We start from the raw sequence: 15909 nt of genomic DNA on the forward strand, positions 1-15909 counted from the left end.
CAGTACGGAAGCAAAACGCTGAGCGGCCCATCAGTCGGCCGCTGCGATCGACTGGGTCCGTTCGGCGACGTCGACGAGCGTGAGCCAGGTGTTCGCGGCCGCGCGGAGGGCCGTGAGATCCGCCGCGTCGATCGTGAGTTCGACCGTAGATCCGTCCCTGGTGAGCCGTGTTTCTGAACGGTCGTCGTCGATAGCACCGACTTCCTGGTCGACACTCCGGGCGACGAGTCGAGCGCGACTCGCCGACGAATAGGAAAACGAGAGCGTCGTCTCGTGAACGCGCTCGGTCACTCGACGGAGACTTCTTTGACGTCGCGGCTGCGCTCCTTCAGCAGTACGCGGTGACCGCAGTACGGACAGCGGACGCCGCCGTACTCGTCGAGCGTGACGTCGCGCTTGCAGCGTGAGCACTTGTACGCCATCGTGTTACTCCTCGTCGTCGCCGTCGGTTGCGAGCGCCGCGCGGATCGATCGGGTGACGGTCTTGCCGGCCGGTGTCTCCGGGCGGTAGGCACCACCGGTGAACGTCTCGCCTGTCTCTTCGTTCTTCCAGATGCCGGTCCCGACGCGCGTGACGTCGTCGCCGTCGACCGTCGCGTGCTCCATGTCCGACTCGATGTCTGCGATGCGTCGGCGGGCAACGCGGCCGTATCGAGCGCCGAAGCGGCCAGCACTGCCGACAGTCCCTCTGGTGTTCTCGGCCATAGTGGCTGCCTCTAGCCCTAGCCCACCAATAAACCTGTTGAGTCCGAACCGTCCTCCGCTCCGCCTCACAGTCGTCCAATCGGGCACTGCATCGTTGCATCCAACAACTAGATAGAGACGTAAGAAACTCCCAGCGACGATTGACGGACTTCAGCCGTCGTCGTCGTATCCCTCTTCGACCAGCACGTCGTTCAGATCGTCACGAACGCGTTCGCCCGTCTCGCGATCCCAGGCGGTCGTCACCACCCGGTTCTCCTGGACGCTCGACCCATCGCGCAGGAGCAGGCGAACGTTGCCGTCGTCGCCGGCGCGGGTGACCTTCGCCCGGAGACCCGATCGAGACCCCGTCCCGCCGGCGTCGATCGGTCCCGGAATGAGTTTCTTGACGTGCGGATGGCGGGCGACGGTCTGGATCACCGCTCGTCCCGTTCGACCGCCGATGAGCGTCGAGTGACTGCCGCCGAGTTTCTCGGACGGCGGCGTCTCCACGACCGCGAGCGTCTGCTCGCCGCGGTGGGTTCTGACGTACTCGACCGGCTCCGGATCGTCGATCCGGTAGAAGTCGTGGTGGAGGTGACTCCGGACCGACCGGATCACGGTTCGATCACCCGTCGCGTAGACGGCTTCCGGGCGTTTGCGCCGGATCTCGTCCGCCAGGCGGCCGGCGTAGTTTCGCAGTTCGGCACGCTCGCGCTCGCCGTCCTCGGGCGTCGTCGTGACGGTCGTCTCGCCGATGACGGTCTCCCCACGGAGGAGCGTCAGCGTCGCCCGATCGCGGTCGCACTCGAGGACCACCGCGTCGGTGTTCTCCTCGCGACAGACCAGACAGTAGTCGCCAGGTTTCTCGAGCGCCGAGCCACACTGACGGCACTGCATACCTCGGCTACCAACTCGGCGCCCAAAACGCCCGCGCTTCCGGTCGCGGGATGTGAGGACCCTTCACCGCAGCTCGGTCACCACGCCTGGTCAAGTCACCCATCGCCGTTCGATCACCGCCCTCAGCCGAGCGAGACCGGATCGCTCTTCAGAAATTCCCGGAGGACGACGGTGGCGTACGCCCCGCTGGGGAGGCCGAAGGAGAGCGTGAGCGGCTCCGATCGGATCGAGAGGTCGGTCCGGACGAGGATCGCTCGACGCGTCCCCGACGACCGGTACGGATCGGGCAGGTCGAAATCGTCGTGTTCCAGTGACAGGTCCTGGAGGACGGTGCGTTCGATCTCACCCTGTTCCCCGTCGGCCAGGTCGGTGTCTGTCCCGACGAGCGGCGCCGTGATGAACGCGCGGCCCCGATCGCAGTGTCTGGTCACCGAGTCGACCCGGCGATCGGTCACGCGCTGTGTCCGATCGGGATCGGGGACGACGAGTCCATCCGGTGCGTCGGTATCGATGAAACAGACGACGTCGCCCGCCACGGGTCGGTCGAACGGCAGTCCTCGATCCAGTCGTTCGCTGAGCATCAGGTTGAACGCGTAGGACTGGGCCGCGTGGACGAACAGTCGCTGGAGGTTCGACGGGAATCGACCGAGTGCCTCGCGGAACGTCGTCTCGTCCGGGTCACTGTCCGACTCGGCGAGGACGTGCAGCAGCGAGCGTTCGTATCGGAGGTGGCCGGGGTACCGATCGAGCGCTTCGTCCCAGTCGCGCGTCTCGAGCAGGAACTCGCGCGCCTCGCGCGTCGACGCCGGTTCCGCCTCGTGTGGATTGCCGAGGTAGGCCATCACGGCGCCCTCCCAGTCGTCACGGAGGATCGCGAGCCCGACTTCGTGCGTGATCGGGCGATAGCTCCCGAATCGTTGCTGGCCGAAGAAGTTCGGAACGCCGACAGTCGTCGAGTCGGACGGCACGGAATCGGCGTCCGCCGGCGCCGACTGGGCGCCACCGAAGTCGGCGAGCGCGTCTCGAACGGAGCCCGCGGCGGTGGGATCGTCCGGGTCGGAGACGACGATCTCGAACTCGTTTCCCGCCAGATCGCCGAACGTCAGCGACCGGCCAGCCCGCCCGACGACCTCGATGTCGGCGTTCGAGAGGGTCGGGAGGTCGGCCGGCTCGACGTCACGGATCGAGAACAGTTGCGTCGTGACGGCCCGTTTGTCCTTCGTCCCAGCCCACGAGACTCGCTCCCGACTAATCCCCACGGCATCCGAGAGGGCGGCGGCGAAGTCGTTCGTGTCCCAGCCGGTGAGCGTGGCCCGAACGACGAGTTCCGGGTACGCGTCCGGCGAGGAATCGACCGGTTCCGTCGAGAACTGTTCGCGCTCACGCACGCGGAAGTGGTCGTCCTGTGCGCGGAGCCGACCGCCGGTGCCGTCGCCGTCGCTCACGTAGTACTCGATGCCGACGGATCGTTCGGTCGGGTGGGCGGGACGCATTGACGTCTTCCGGTTCACTGTGGAGGTGCTAAACCCGTTCGACTCGGGACGGACGTCGTCCCAGGCCGGCGGTCAGTCACCAAAGGAAGATTTGTCAGTCAGAGGCGTCGGAGACGACGTCATCGACGAGGTCACGGACCGCGTCCATCTCGTCTTCGATGACGCCGTGGCCCATCCCCTCGTAGATGCGTTCGTCCACGGTCGCGCCGAGGTCTTCGTACGCAGCGGTGGTGTCGTGAACCCGTTCGACGGGAATGTGTGGATCCTGATCGCCGCACCCGAAGAACGCGCGTGTGCCGGACAGATCGCCATCGTACTCGAACGTGGCTCCTTCCGGTCCGATCAGCCCACCGCTCAGCGCCACGACGCCGCCGTAGGACCGGGCGGTCCGCGCGCCGAACTCCGTCGCCAGACAGGCACCCTGGGAGAACCCGAGCAGAATCGTCCGTTCGGCGTCGATTCCGGCGTCCTCGATGGTCGATCGGACGGTGTCGAGCTTGTCGAGCGCCGAGGTCAGGTGCGGTTCGTTCGCGTCGATCGGCGCCATGAACGACTGGGGATACCAGGTGCCACGCGCCGCCTGTGGCGCCAGGTACGCCACACCCTCCTGGTCGATTTCGGACGCGAAGTCGAGCATGCCACGTGCGCGCGCTCCCCGCCCGTGGACGAGCAGGACTGCCGCCGACGCACCCGAAAGTGGTGGCCCTCGTCGCTCGACGGCCGTCTCTGCGTGCGGATCCTCGGTCATGGAGGAAGCCACGGGTGCCCGCCTCAAATTCCTTCGCGTGGCGGCGATCCCGTAGATCGATGCCAGCGAGCGGGACGTTCCAGGCTGTCAGCCCCCGGCGAGACGGACAGATCAACTCAAAAGAGCGACAACTCTCCCGTCACCCGATCGACCGCATCGTCCGCAGCGGGGCCGACAGCCAGCGTCGTGACGGTTCCGGGCTCCAGTTGCGTGTGGCCGGCGTCGCGGACGATGGCGTTGGGGAGTCCCTCGCGATCGGCGATCTCGGACAGCTCGTGGAGTTCGCGTTCGCTCGTGGCCTTCAGAACGACCTTCTTCTGGCCGCCCGACTTCCACTCGCGGCGTCGGCTCGAGCCGGCCTTCTCGTAGGCCGAGAGCGAGGCGTGGGCCACCTGTGCAGCCAGCTTTCCGGTCCCCATTCCGATGTCCGTCCGAGCGACGATCGCCTGCTTCATAGCTCAGTCTCGCTGCCCGCCAGTATAGGCGCCACGATCCGTAGACGGGGGCAACACGACCGCCCCTGCCGGCCACGCCAGTTTGGCTCCCACGGCCACGTCTATCCGCCGTGTCGACCCATACACAGCGTCGATCCGCGCTCCGCGTCGATCCATACGCACCGTCGATCCGCACCATTTAACAGCGCCCGCGTCAGTCTCCGACCATGATCCTCTCGGATACGGACATTCTCGACCGGCTCGAAGCGGGCGACCTTGTCATCGAGCCGCTCGACGACCTCGAGTTGCAAATTCAGCCGGCCAGCGTCGACCTCCGGCTCGGCAACGAGTTCCTCGAGTTTCGCCGGACGAACATCCCCTGTATCCACCCCAACTCCGAGCAGGAGGTCGGCGAGTACGTGACCGAGACGGTCGTCGACGAAGGCGACGACTTCATCCTCCATCCCGGCGACTTCGTCCTCGGGACGACTCACGAGCGCGTCGAGATTCCCGCGGACCTGATCGCTCACGTCGAGGGACGGTCCTCGCTCGGTCGGCTCGCCGTCGTCGTCCACGCCACGGCAGGCCTGTGCGACCCGGGCTATCGCGGCCAGATTACGCTCGAACTCTCGAACCTCGGAAGCGCCCCAGTCTCGCTGACGCCGGGGATGCGCGTCTCGCAGTTGACGTTCACCGAACTATCCTCGCCCGCCGACCGGCCGTACGGCGCAGATCGTGGTTCGAAGTATCAGGATCAGTCTGGTCCGCAGGCCTCGAAGATCGGCGGCGACCACGAATTCGGCGGCGACCAGCGCCCCGAGAACTGAGCGACGTAAACCCCAGAGTTATTTCCCGGGGCCGTCTACTGACTCGGGATGAAATTCGTCGAGGAACTCGTCGTCGAAGAGTTTCTGCCGACCGTCAGATCGATGCTCGCCGCCGAGTTGCGCGAGCGTGGGTTCACCCAGCGCGAGGTCGCGTCGGTCCTCGGCATCAGTCAAAGCGCTGTCTCGAAGTACGCCCACGGAGAGGTGACGATCAACGACGAGATCGCCGACGACGAGCGCGTCCGCGAGCACGTCGACGAACTCGCGACCGGCCTCGCCGATGGCACCGTGACGTCCGTTCAGGCGCTGGTGGATCTCGAAGTACTCATCCGTGAACTCGAAGCTGGCGGCGACGTCCTCGCACGACTCCACGAGCGCGCAGAACCAGAACTCGCCGATCACCCGTCGTTCCGCGTACACGATCCGACGAGTGAACTGCGAACCGCCGAACGGGTTCGGTCCTCGCTCAGACGTGGACTGCGCATCATCGAGAACACGAGCGGGTTCGCCTCGCTCATTCCCGCGGTCGGCACGAACCTCGTCGCCTGCACCCCCGACGCGAGTACGATCGACGACGTCGCGGGCGTTCCAGGTCGGATCGTCGACGTCAAGGGACGAGCGACGATTCCGGCCGACCCGGCATTCGGCGCCTCCGAACACGTCGCATCGATCCTGCTCGCCGCCAGAAAGAGTGGGAGTGACGCTAGCGCAGCACTGAACGTCAGGTACGACTCCGACGTTCTGGACGCATTGACGGCCGACGGGCACACGGCCGTCGAATTCGACGAAAGTGAGGAACTGGACGAGAGCGTCGGTGCCGCCCTCACGCGTTCGCCGGAGGCGACCGTCCTCTACCAGACCGGCAGCGACGGGATCGAGCCTGTCACGTACGTCCTCGGTCCGGACGCAGAGACTGTCGCGAACGATGTCCGACAGGTCGTCTCGACTGGGCTGTGAGTTGAACCGGCTCGGACTGGGCATTTCAAGGAGCCAGCCAGTGTAGGGGGTGTCGATGGTCCGGTCCGGTTCCGAGAGTAGCGACAGACAAACCGCACGTGTTCCAGCGGTAGATTCATCCGCGCCAAGCCGACCGACCACCACAGAACCACACGCCGCGACGAAATTTTACGGTCGGTGGGCCCGCTTGTACGACCTGCTCGCGACCTGGCTGCCCGGCGTTCGAGACGTCCGGCGCTCTGTCGCCGCGGCCTGCGGCCTCTCGGCGGGCGATACCGTCGTGGAACTCGGCTGTGGAACCGGGTCGAACCTCGGCTACCTCAGCGAGCGTGTCGGCGACGAGGGCAGGGTGATCGGCGTGGACATCACGCCCGAGGTACTCGCGCTGGCCGCGGACCGAACGAAAGATCTGGAAAACGTCTCCGTCGTACGCGGGGATGCGACGCGACCGCCCCTCGATACGACGGAGCCAGACATCGACGCAGTGGTCGCGACGTTTCTCGTCGGTATGCTTCCGGACCCCGCCGCTGCCGTCTCGACGTGGTGTGACCTCGTCGGGCCGGGGGGACGCATCGTGCTGGCAAACGCGACGACGACCGATCACTGGAGCGCACCCCTCCTCAACCGCGCCTTTCGAGCGTTCGTCGTCTGCTCCACGCCACCGACGACGCAGGTCAGGTACGATGGGAATCTCGTTGCCCAGCTCGAAACACGCGTCTCGACCGCACACGAACGGCTCCACGACGAATCACGGGCCACGGTCGATTCGAGACACGCGATGGGGCTCGTCCGCCTGACGGGCGGGATCGTCGGCGAGCCCGGTGGGTGAAACGCCTCGAAAGCAAGCGGACAGTGTCACTGCGGGAGCGGCGGCCGGTGCAAATAACGGCGTTTAAGTCGCCGCTTGGGTAATCGGCTGGTATGCAGGACCGAACGTACACGGCAGACGCCGAGCCCGGCGAGTCGGCGACCGTCGCCGGCTGGGTGCACGAGATTCGTGACCTCGGCGGTATCGCCTTCATCATCCTCCGAGACGTCTCGGGGAAGATTCAGATCAAGTTCGAGAAGGACGAGATGGACGACGACCTCGTCGAGACCGGCCTCGGCGTGTCGCGCGAGAGCGTCATCTCAGTCACTGGCGACGTCGAAGAGGAGCCACGCGCTCCCACGGGCGTCGAAGTGACACCCGAGTCGGTCGAGGTCATCTCCGACGCCGATCCGGAACTCCCGCTCGATCCGTCCGGAAAGGTCGACGCCGAGCTCTCGACGCGACTCGACAACCGGACGCTCGACCTCCGGAAACCCGAGGTACAGGCGGTCTTCACAATCCGCTCGGAGATTCTCCGAGCAGTTCGTGAGCGCTTCCGCGACCTGCGCGCCACCGAGATCACGACGCCGAAGATCGTCGCCACCGGCACCGAGGGCGGCACGGAACTGTTCCCGATCACCTACTTCGGCGAGGAGGCGTTCATGAACCAGTCGCCCCAGCTGTTCAAGCAGCTGATCGCGGGTTCGAACGTCGAACGCGTCTTCGAGATCGGGCCGATCTTCCGCGCGGAAGAGCACAACACGCCCCGGCACCTGAACGAGGCGACCTCGATCGACTTCGAGGGCGCCTTCTGCGACCAGTCCGACGCGATGGACGTCGCCGAAGAGGTCGTCGTCGCCGCCTACGAAGCCGCCGCCGAGAACTGCGCCGACGAACTCGAGACGCTCGGCCTCGCCGAGGAATTCGAGGTGCCCAACGACGGGTTCCCACGACTGTCCTACGAGGAAGCCATCGAGCGCATCAACGCCACGGGCGAACTCGACGAGCAACTCGTCTGGGGCGACGACCTCCCCACCGAGGGCGAGAAGGCCCTCGGCGACGACGTCGGCGGCCACTACTTCATCACCGACTGGCCCAGCGAGATCAAGCCGTTCTACATCATGGACCACGACGAGGACGAACAGCTCTCGACCGGCTTCGACCTCATGCACCCGCGCATGGAACTCGTCTCCGGTGGCCAGCGCGAACACCGCCACGACGAACTCGTCGCCGGCTTCGAACAGCAGGGACTCGACCCCGACCAGTTCGAGTACTACACCAAGATGTTCAAGTACGGCATGCCACCCCACGCCGGCTTCGGCCTCGGCGGTGAGCGCCTCATCATGACGCTGCTCGGCCTCGACAACATTCGCGAAGCTGTTCTCTTCCCGCGAGACCGGCAGCGACTCAGTCCGTAGGACTGGTCGCGGCCCGTCGAGGGGGAGCTCGCGTGATCAAAGATCCCGCGTTGTTCCCGCGAGATCGCCAGCGACTCAGTCCGAAGGACGCGAGGTCGCATTGCGACCTCGATATGCAAACGGTGATGGACGAGCCGTGAGCACGAAGTCGCTGGGAACTCGCAAGGCCGTCACCATCCAATTCCGTGACGGAGGCGGTAAGAGTTAGCGTGGACAGACGTGCGGCGAGGCGCTCGTCGGCGGGGACGACTGGTCACCGGAAGGATGACCGAGAGGGACTCGCTGACGGTCAGGCGCCGGTCTGCTGGAAGACGAGCACGTAGGAGTGATCGTAGCCGTACCCGTAGGTGCCGTTGTGGTCGGTCCTATCGTCGCTCTGCCAGGTGATGACGTCCTCACCCACGAAGTGAAAGACGTTCGAGACGCGATCGGCGACGTCCCAGGCGAGCGGCGTCACTCGTCCTTCGTACGTCATGTTCACGATGTCGATGAGGACGTGTCCACCGGAGCCCACGACCGCACCCAGTCGATCGAACGCAGCTTCGATATCGTCGAGATAGTCCGCATAGGTGCTCTCTCCCGCGTAATTCTGAAACGGGTTTCGGGTGTCAGATTGCTCCATAAACGGCGGTGACGTAAAGCAGCACTCACACGCTGGGAACCACGACGCATCCAGTTCGAGGACGTCACCCTGACGGACGTGGTCCGGCGTATCGAGGTGTTCGCGAATGTAGGCGACGCGGTCGGATTCGAGCTCCACCCCGAACGGAACCCGATCTAGCCGTTCGGCGACGCATAACGTCGTTCCGTATCCAGCAAAGATGTCGAGAACGGTATCGCCCGGATCGGAGTACGTCGTCAGGTACTCTTCGACGAGCGCCGCAGGCGTTCGAACCTCGTTCGTGTGGCCAGGTGGTAACTCATCGTTGTGAGTATACTCGAACGACCGGTACGTTGGCATACCCCCTATCTTCGCGTGTCGAATCTGAATTACCTTGGGTATCGGTGAGCGCACCGATCGGTGATAATCGGCCGCGACAACGAGAATCCGGGTGGACAACCCCGAGCGGATCAGTCGTCTGCGTCGACCTGTTGCGGGGTGGCGGTGTCCCCAGGCGTGTCGAACTCGTCGAGGCGTTCCTGGAGCGCGCCGGAGCGCTGTGCGAGGTCGGACGCGCTCTCGGTCACTTCGGAGAGGGCCGTCGTCTGTTCCTCTGCGGCCGCAGCGACCGTGCTCGCCTCGGCACTGACCCGTTCGCTCTCCGCCTCGGCTTCGGCGACCAGTGAGACGACGTCCTGGATCGAACTGGCCTGTTGCTGGCTGGCATCACTGATCTCCTCGGTCCCGTCGTGGGTCTCCGCTGCGTACTCGGCAATGTCGTCAAGCGCTTCCACGGCTTCGGAAACTGCGTCGGCGTTGCGAGCGACCGCTTCCCGCGTCTCTCGAACTTCCGATGCAGTTCGCGAGCCTTGCGTCTGGATCTTCTGTACGAGACCGTCGATCTCCTCGGCGGATTCCTGGACGTCGAGCGCCAGGTCCTTGACCTCCTCGGCAACAGCAGAGAACCCTTCGTCGGTCTCGTCACCGCTCCGCGAGGCTTCGATGTTCGCGTTCAGCGCAAGCATGTTGGTCTGTTTGGCCACTTCCTGGATGGAGTCGGTGATCGCTTCGATCTCGTCGATCTGGTCCTGGAGTTGTTCGATTTCTGCGACCGCGTTCGCGGCGTCCTCGTCGATATCGTCGATCGCGTCGATCGCGGATTCGGCTGCGGACTGGCCGTGGTCGCCAGCCTCGGCCGTCCGCTCGGCGATTCGACTCACGTCGTCGGAGAGAGACGCAATCTCCTCGGTCGTCGCCGCAAGGTCGTCCATCTCGGTGGCGACGGTCTGGAACGTCTCGTACTGCTCGTCCGTGCTGGTCGAGATCTCCTGGACGGAGTCGGTCACCTTGCCGCTGGCCGTCTGGACCTCCTGGGCACTCGCCGTGACCTGCTGGCTGTGGGCGGCCACTTCTTCGGCGAAGTGTTTGAGTTCGTCCGTCGTCGCGGCGATCTCGTCCATCATCTGGTTGTACTCGCTGGCGATGGCCTCCATCGCTTCGTGCTGACTATCCGTGTCCATCCGGGCCGTCATGTCGCCGTCGGCAGCGTCTTCCATGACGTCGTGGAACGACTCGGCCTTCGTCTGGAGGTGCGTCGCCATTTCCGCGAGTTCCTCACCGCGCTCCTCGGCTCGCTCGCGTGCCGACTCGGCCTGCTCGATCGAGTCGGCGAGCGAGTGGCGCATGCTGTCGAACGCGTCGTAGAGCTGACCGATTTCGTCGATCCGACTGGACTCGAGTTCCGTCTCCAGATTGCCCGATTCGAGCTCCTCAGCTTTCGATGCGAGCGTTCGAAGCGACCCGCTCGTATTGCGACCGACGACGAGGCCGATCAGTCCGAGGCCGAGGAAGACAACTGCGATAAGCCCCGCAAGCGACTGCGTGATATCAGACCGGAGCGCGAAGGCCTGCGATTTGGGCTCGTGTGTCATGACGACCCAGTCCGTGCCCGGAATGACCGAGTAGCCGATCGCCATGGTCCCCTCCGTCTGCTCGAACTCGACGATGTCGCCTGTCGCGTCCGACGAATCGATGTCGTCCAGAGTAAGTTCCGCGTACCCGGAGCCGCCGTCGAACGAGAGGTCATCGAATCGTGGGTCGATCTTGCCGAGAGTTGCTTCGGTGTCGCTGATGACGATCTTGTTCTCGGTATCCGTGATGACGAGCGTCGACGAATCGGTATCGCTACCCGTCGAGATATCGGCCGAGATCGCCGCCATGTCGAAGAGGACGGCGACGCGGTGGGATTCGTCGACGTCCATCACGATGACGCCGGTGTGGGCGTTCGTGTACGGGTCTTCGTAGGGGCCCGCCAGCACCGGTTCGCCCTCGCCCTGACCGGCCTGGATCCACGAGAACTGGTCAGCAGGGCCGATCGCCTCGTCGATCGTGCTAGCTTCGATGGACCCAGCACTCGCATCAACGTAGTGGATGCCCAGGACCGCGTCGTCCATCGTGCGAATTTGTCCATCGATGAACTCCTGGACCCGGGCCTGTTCACCGTTCTGCAGGACCGCAGTCTGTGATAGCATCACCGTCTGGCGCTGGTTCGCCGCGAGGCGCTCTTCGATCGACGACGCCTGTAATTCGGAAACGTGTTCCAGGTCAGCCTCGGTGTCGTCCTGTAGCGTCGTGCCAGTCTGGTCGTAAATCAAATACCCGAATCCACCAACGAGGACTGCCACCACCAACAGCAATAATACCAATTTCACCGCGTATCGTCGTCGAACCCCTGTTATCGGATTGAATCCCACCATACCGTTACTATCCTGTTATTCATCGCATCACGGATATAGTAATCGGAATTACAGCCACCAGCCTGACCAGCAGTGATTTCCGCCCCCATTGGAATGGTCAGTATTGCGAGGGTTGTGGTACCGGGAAGCGTCGATATCGATAGTTGACTGCCGAGGAACGATAGGCTCCTTCGACAAGAAGACAGAACCGGCGGGGCCGAGGTGGAAGAGTGGCCAAAGCGCACCAAGCGCGCCAGTTTGGAGACAGCACAAACCGTCTACCGGGTTCAGAACGAGAACCTTCACCCTTATCCCCGTTCACGCGAAGAGTCCGCCATGGGTGAAGCGGTATCCGCGTTCGTTCCGGGACACATTACGGGATTTTTCACGACACAACCGGATCCCGACCCGACGAAAGCCGGGTCTCGGGGCGCCGGGCTTACGCTGTCGGACGGCGTTTCGGTAACAGTCCAGCCGGACGATGCGACCACGATCGTACTCAACGGTGAGGCGGTCGAAATGGCACCCGTCGAACGAGTGCTCGATGCACTCGAAGTCACCGCCCAGGTCGAAGCGACCGCGGCAGTCCCACTCGGAGCCGGGTTCGGCGTCTCCGGCGGGCTCTCACTCGGTGCCGCGCTCGCTGCGAACCGAGTCTTCGAACGAGGACTCTCGACGAACGAACTCGTGACGATCGCACACGGAGCCGAAGTACAGTCCGGGACCGGCCTCGGGGACGTCGTCGCACAGGCCCGCGGTGGGATCCCGATTCGACTCGAACCGGGCAGCCCACCGCACGGCACCCTCGATGGGATTCCCGATCGTGCCCGAGTGGAATACGTCTCGTTCGGCGAACTGTCGACGGCAGACGTGCTCACCGGGGAGACGGACCACATCACGCAGGCCGGCCAGACCGCCCTGTCACGCGTCGTCTCGGAGCCGACGCTCGGGTCGTTCATCTACGCGTCCCGGGAATTTGCCCGGGAGACCGACCTGTTGACACCGACGGTGACCGAGGCGATCAGGGCAGTCAGCGAAGCGGGTGGGCAGGCGTCGATGGCGATGCTCGGCGAGACGGTCTTCGCCCTTGGTACTGGGCTCAGCGACGCGGGATACGATCCGGAGTGGTGCGTTACCCACCCAGCCGGCGCGACGCTCGAGTGATCAGCCTGCTCCAATCGAGAACAATAATAAACCAGACAAATCCATCACGGACTGTGGGACCGCCACCGACCAGCACAGCAGACAGTTGGTGTCGGGTCGGCGATACGCGATTTAGCGAAGTCGATTAGATCGACGAGTATTCTCAGATTATTGGACAGGACGGGCCGAATAGCACGGATAGCTTTGCTTGAAGGGGTGTCAACCACCGGAACGTTCTGTCCGGAATTCTACACCTAGCCGATGCTTTATTATGCTCCGTTTGAGTTATCCGTTCGAATCCCATGTCTTCGATACGGAATTTCAGCGATAAATTACTTCGATTGTACGAACATTACGTGGGGGAACCGGAATCAGTAAAAGACGCGTACGGCTACTGGCTATTCGTCGCGGGCTTTATTCTGGGTGGCATTGCCGTTATCCTCTACATCGTGAACTTCGGGGCAACCGAACCGCACTCGGACGCGGAGTTTCTGATCAACAGGGTCGTTGGGATCGTCGGGTCGATCGGAGCGATTCTGGGCCTGTTCGGCCTCGTTCTCATGTTGCCGGTTCGAAAACGGGCGGTGCAGGCGAGCGCGGTTGGGGTGGTCATTGCGCTGATCGGTACCGCGACGTTCGGCATCGCGTACCCCGACCACTGGCGGAAACTCGGCGACGGACCGGACTACACCATTCAGGTGCTCGGTCTGTACGCCGTCGGGCTGGGTATCATCGCCGGCGTGACCGCACTCGTCCCCGTCATCACTGGCCGAAAGGGGAAGTACGTTTCTGAGGAGGGAGCGACGGACGACCCACCGGTACTGACGGGCGATGCGATGGAGGGCGCACAGTTCGCCGTCTTCCGCGACGAGAACGACGACTGGTCCTGGCACGTCCTCCACTTGGAGGCGCTCGCCGCGAGCCAGGAGAGTGCACTGACACGACCTGATGCGCAAGCGGACATCGAGGAGGTCAAGTCCCAGATCGGGTCCGCGGGTCTGATGGAACTGACGACCTCGGCGTTCAGGCTCTACGAGACGCGTGATGGACAGTGGGAGTGGACGCTCGTGCGCGACGACGGGAGCGTGGTCGCCCGCTGTGGTGACCCATTCGAGACACGCGACGGTGCGGAGGAATCGGTCAGCTTCCTCAAGGACCGCGGCCCGGTCGCCGGCGTCATCGAAATCGACGACGCCGCGTTCAACTACTACGAGAGCCGGGATCGCTGGCACTGGCAACTGCTCGACGGAGACCGAGAACCGCTGGCCGTCTCCCCGACGGGTTACACGAGCAAGGCCGACGCGAAGGCCGGATCGTCGGCGTTCGTCGACCACTTCGAGGACGCGCGCCTGCTCGCGATGGAGCACGTCGCCATCGAACTCATCGACGAGTCCGGGGGCTGGTACTGGCGCTTCGTCGGTACCGACGACGAAGAGATCGGCCGGTCGGAGCGCGCCTACGAGACGCGACGCGACGCCGAGGAGGCCATCGAGGCCCTCCTCGAATCGTTCGACGAGATGGCCGTCACGGTCTCCGGCGAACCGACCTACGAGCTCTACAGCTCCGGTGAGGAGTGGCGCTGGCGGCTGGTCGGGTACGACGAGCAGATCGTCGCCCGGAATCCGAACAGCGCGGAGCGCTACGACGAGATGGAGCGCACGACCGACCTGTTCGCGAACAACGTCGAGGATGCGGACGTCTTCGAGATCGACGGCGCGCTCTACGAACGCTACAAGACCGACGGGCACTGGCGCTGGCGGCTGGTCGACGAGGACCGAAACGTCGTCGCCGCGAGCACCGAGCCCCACGACAGCGCGGAGGACGCCGCCGACGCGATCGAGCGGATGCAGAATCAGGCGAGCGAAGCGGAGCTCATCGAGTTCGAGAACTCCGCGTTCCAGGTCTACGAAGCCGACACGGGAGAATGGCGCTGGCGACTCATCGACGAGGACGGCAACGTTCTCGCCGACAGCGGCGCCGAACACGGCTCGAAGAGCGAGGCAGCCGAAGCGATGATGACGCTCAAAGAGCAGGCCCCCGACGCGGAGCTGCTCGAGATCGAGACGGCAGCGTTCGAGCTGTTCGTCGACGACGGCGAGTGGGGCTGGCGGCTCATCGACGACGGTGGGAAACTCATCGCCGAGGACCCGAACTCTCACCCCAACCGCCAGGCGGCGAAGCAGGCGATGGACCAGCTCGTCGAGAACATCGACACGGAAAGCCAGACGATGGAACACGCCGCGTTCCAGACCTACGTCGACGAGGACGAGTGGTTCTGGCGCTTCGTCATGCCGGACGGGACCGTGGTGGCCGAGAGCGAAGAGTCGGCCCCGACACAGGACGAGATCGTCGAAGGGATCGATCGGATTCGCGACGTCGCCTCGACCGCCGACCGCTCCCAAATCGATGAACTGTTCGTCCAGCTCGCCGGTTCGGGCTCCTGGCACTGGCGCCTCCTCGATCGGGATCGGGAGATCATCGCGACCTCACAGGTCACCTACGACTCGCGACAGGCAGTCGAAACGGCGATCGACGAACTGGTCGCGAAAGCCCCCGACGCGCCGATCTTCCACGTCGAAACCGCGCTCATCAGACTCACCAACGGCGACGGCTGGACGTGGGACCTCGTCGACCAGGATCGAGACGTGCTCGCAACCGCCGGTACGACGGTCGACGACGAGTCAGAAGCGATGGACGTAGTCGACGAAATCCGCAGACTCGCACCGGCCGCAGGCCAGGTCGACTTCGACGTCGCCTCCTACGAATTCATCTCCGACGAGGAGGGCTGGAGCTGGCGACTCATCGACGAGGACGGCCAGGTCGTCGCGAAGTGCATCGAGTCCTTCGAGACGATGGACGGGGCCGAGACCTCGGTGGAGCAGATCCGGGACGTTATCCCCAAAGCGAGTATCCTGGAGATCGACGGCGTGTCGTTCGAGCTCCACTACGACGACGACGGCTGGATCTGGCAACTGGTCGACGAGCACGGCGAACCGATGTCCGAGAGCACGAAGACCTACGAGAGCCGGACCGAAGCCCGGGATGCGATGACCAACGTCAAGGTCCACGCTCCCGACGGCTGGATCGAGTTCACCGAGTGAGGGCACACCGCACCGCTCGGCCCATCAACGCGACGAGAACCGGTAACTGACAAACGGGGCGTT

Annotated in this window: 15 protein-coding genes; 6 read left to right on the plus strand and 9 right to left on the minus strand. The window is 64.3% G+C overall.

The window, feature by feature from the left end:
- Window positions 1–30: 30 nt before the first annotated feature.
- From C479_RS02720 to pth2, 7 genes are all read right to left on the minus strand, one after another.
- Window positions 31–291: a KEOPS complex subunit Pcc1 gene (locus tag C479_RS02720; RefSeq protein ID WP_007697489.1), complete on the minus strand. Its 261-nt coding sequence runs from the start codon at window positions 289–291 to the stop codon at window positions 31–33.
- Window positions 288–422 (minus strand): DNA-directed RNA polymerase subunit P, encoded by a 135-nt coding sequence (locus C479_RS02725; RefSeq protein WP_007697490.1) that lies wholly within the window; start codon window positions 420–422, stop codon window positions 288–290. The genes C479_RS02720 and C479_RS02725 overlap by 4 nt, the downstream gene beginning before the upstream one ends.
- A gap of 4 nt (window positions 423–426) precedes the next feature.
- Window positions 427–705, minus strand: coding sequence for a hypothetical protein (locus C479_RS02730; protein ID WP_007697491.1), 279 nt, complete (start codon window positions 703–705; stop codon window positions 427–429).
- Window positions 706–855: 150 nt separating this feature from the next.
- Window positions 856–1581, minus strand: coding sequence for a DUF2103 domain-containing protein (locus C479_RS02735; protein WP_007697492.1), 726 nt, complete (start codon window positions 1579–1581; stop codon window positions 856–858).
- A gap of 122 nt (window positions 1582–1703) precedes the next feature.
- Window positions 1704–3074, minus strand: coding sequence for a tRNA pseudouridine(13) synthase TruD (gene truD / locus C479_RS02740; RefSeq protein WP_007697493.1), 1371 nt, complete (start codon window positions 3072–3074; stop codon window positions 1704–1706).
- A 94-nt stretch (window positions 3075–3168) separates the two neighbouring features.
- The gene (locus C479_RS02745) at window positions 3169–3822 is read right to left on the minus strand and encodes an alpha/beta hydrolase (RefSeq protein ID WP_007697494.1); all 654 of its coding nucleotides are present in this window, start codon (window positions 3820–3822) and stop codon (window positions 3169–3171) included.
- 116 nt (window positions 3823–3938) lie between these two features.
- A complete protein-coding gene (pth2, locus tag C479_RS02750; protein WP_007697495.1) occupies window positions 3939–4277 on the minus strand; it encodes a peptidyl-tRNA hydrolase Pth2 in 339 nt (112 codons plus the stop codon).
- Between the two features lie 206 nt (window positions 4278–4483).
- On the opposite strand from pth2, the gene dcd reads away from it, so the two are divergent.
- From dcd to aspS, 4 genes are all read left to right on the plus strand, one after another.
- The gene (gene dcd, locus C479_RS02755; protein ID WP_007697496.1) at window positions 4484–5083 is read left to right on the plus strand and encodes a dCTP deaminase; all 600 of its coding nucleotides are present in this window, start codon (window positions 4484–4486) and stop codon (window positions 5081–5083) included.
- 48 nt (window positions 5084–5131) lie between these two features.
- Window positions 5132–6040: a thiamine-phosphate synthase family protein gene (locus tag C479_RS02760; RefSeq protein WP_007697499.1), complete on the plus strand. Its 909-nt coding sequence runs from the start codon at window positions 5132–5134 to the stop codon at window positions 6038–6040.
- 187 nt (window positions 6041–6227) lie between these two features.
- The gene (locus C479_RS02765) at window positions 6228–6869 is read left to right on the plus strand and encodes a methyltransferase domain-containing protein (RefSeq protein WP_007697502.1); all 642 of its coding nucleotides are present in this window, start codon (window positions 6228–6230) and stop codon (window positions 6867–6869) included.
- 92 nt (window positions 6870–6961) lie between these two features.
- A complete protein-coding gene (aspS, locus tag C479_RS02770) occupies window positions 6962–8266 on the plus strand; it encodes an aspartate--tRNA(Asn) ligase (RefSeq protein WP_007697504.1) in 1305 nt (434 codons plus the stop codon).
- Window positions 8267–8555: 289 nt separating this feature from the next.
- Here the strand turns inward: aspS and C479_RS02775 are convergent, their stop codons facing one another.
- Both C479_RS02775 and C479_RS02780 read right to left on the minus strand, forming a co-directional pair.
- Window positions 8556–9227, minus strand: coding sequence for a DNA methyltransferase (locus tag C479_RS02775; RefSeq protein ID WP_007697505.1), 672 nt, complete (start codon window positions 9225–9227; stop codon window positions 8556–8558).
- 110 nt (window positions 9228–9337) lie between these two features.
- The gene (locus C479_RS02780; RefSeq protein ID WP_241430151.1) at window positions 9338–11521 is read right to left on the minus strand and encodes a methyl-accepting chemotaxis protein; all 2184 of its coding nucleotides are present in this window, start codon (window positions 11519–11521) and stop codon (window positions 9338–9340) included.
- A 417-nt stretch (window positions 11522–11938) separates the two neighbouring features.
- On the opposite strand from C479_RS02780, the gene C479_RS02785 reads away from it, so the two are divergent.
- Together C479_RS02785 and C479_RS02790 are read left to right on the plus strand one after the other, a co-directional pair.
- Window positions 11939–12766 carry a pantoate kinase gene (locus tag C479_RS02785; protein WP_007697509.1) on the plus strand — a complete coding sequence of 276 codons (828 nt, stop codon included), beginning with the start codon at window positions 11939–11941 and terminating at the stop codon, window positions 12764–12766.
- A gap of 281 nt (window positions 12767–13047) precedes the next feature.
- Window positions 13048–15846: a YegP family protein gene (locus tag C479_RS02790; protein ID WP_049907019.1), complete on the plus strand. Its 2799-nt coding sequence runs from the start codon at window positions 13048–13050 to the stop codon at window positions 15844–15846.
- Window positions 15847–15909 lie beyond the last annotated feature (63 nt).

The organism is Halovivax asiaticus JCM 14624 (assembly GCF_000337515.1).
Taxonomy (GTDB): domain Archaea; phylum Halobacteriota; class Halobacteria; order Halobacteriales; family Natrialbaceae; genus Halovivax; species Halovivax asiaticus.

Coding starts and splice junctions, on each gene's coding strand:
- truD (WP_007697493.1), bottom strand. CDS start 3,074: ATGCGTCCCGCCCACCCGACCGAACGATCCGTCGGCATCGAGTACTAC.
- C479_RS02725 (WP_007697490.1), bottom strand. CDS start 422: ATGGCGTACAAGTGCTCACGCTGCAAGCGCGACGTCACGCTCGACGAG.
- C479_RS02790 (WP_049907019.1), top strand. CDS start 13,048: ATGTCTTCGATACGGAATTTCAGCGATAAATTACTTCGATTGTACGAA.
- dcd (WP_007697496.1), top strand. CDS start 4,484: ATGATCCTCTCGGATACGGACATTCTCGACCGGCTCGAAGCGGGCGAC.
- C479_RS02745 (WP_007697494.1), bottom strand. CDS start 3,822: ATGACCGAGGATCCGCACGCAGAGACGGCCGTCGAGCGACGAGGGCCA.
- C479_RS02730 (WP_007697491.1), bottom strand. CDS start 705: ATGGCCGAGAACACCAGAGGGACTGTCGGCAGTGCTGGCCGCTTCGGC.
- C479_RS02735 (WP_007697492.1), bottom strand. CDS start 1,581: ATGCAGTGCCGTCAGTGTGGCTCGGCGCTCGAGAAACCTGGCGACTAC.
- C479_RS02760 (WP_007697499.1), top strand. CDS start 5,132: ATGAAATTCGTCGAGGAACTCGTCGTCGAAGAGTTTCTGCCGACCGTC.
- aspS (WP_007697504.1), top strand. CDS start 6,962: ATGCAGGACCGAACGTACACGGCAGACGCCGAGCCCGGCGAGTCGGCG.
- pth2 (WP_007697495.1), bottom strand. CDS start 4,277: ATGAAGCAGGCGATCGTCGCTCGGACGGACATCGGAATGGGGACCGGA.
- C479_RS02785 (WP_007697509.1), top strand. CDS start 11,939: ATGGGTGAAGCGGTATCCGCGTTCGTTCCGGGACACATTACGGGATTT.
- C479_RS02775 (WP_007697505.1), bottom strand. CDS start 9,227: ATGCCAACGTACCGGTCGTTCGAGTATACTCACAACGATGAGTTACCA.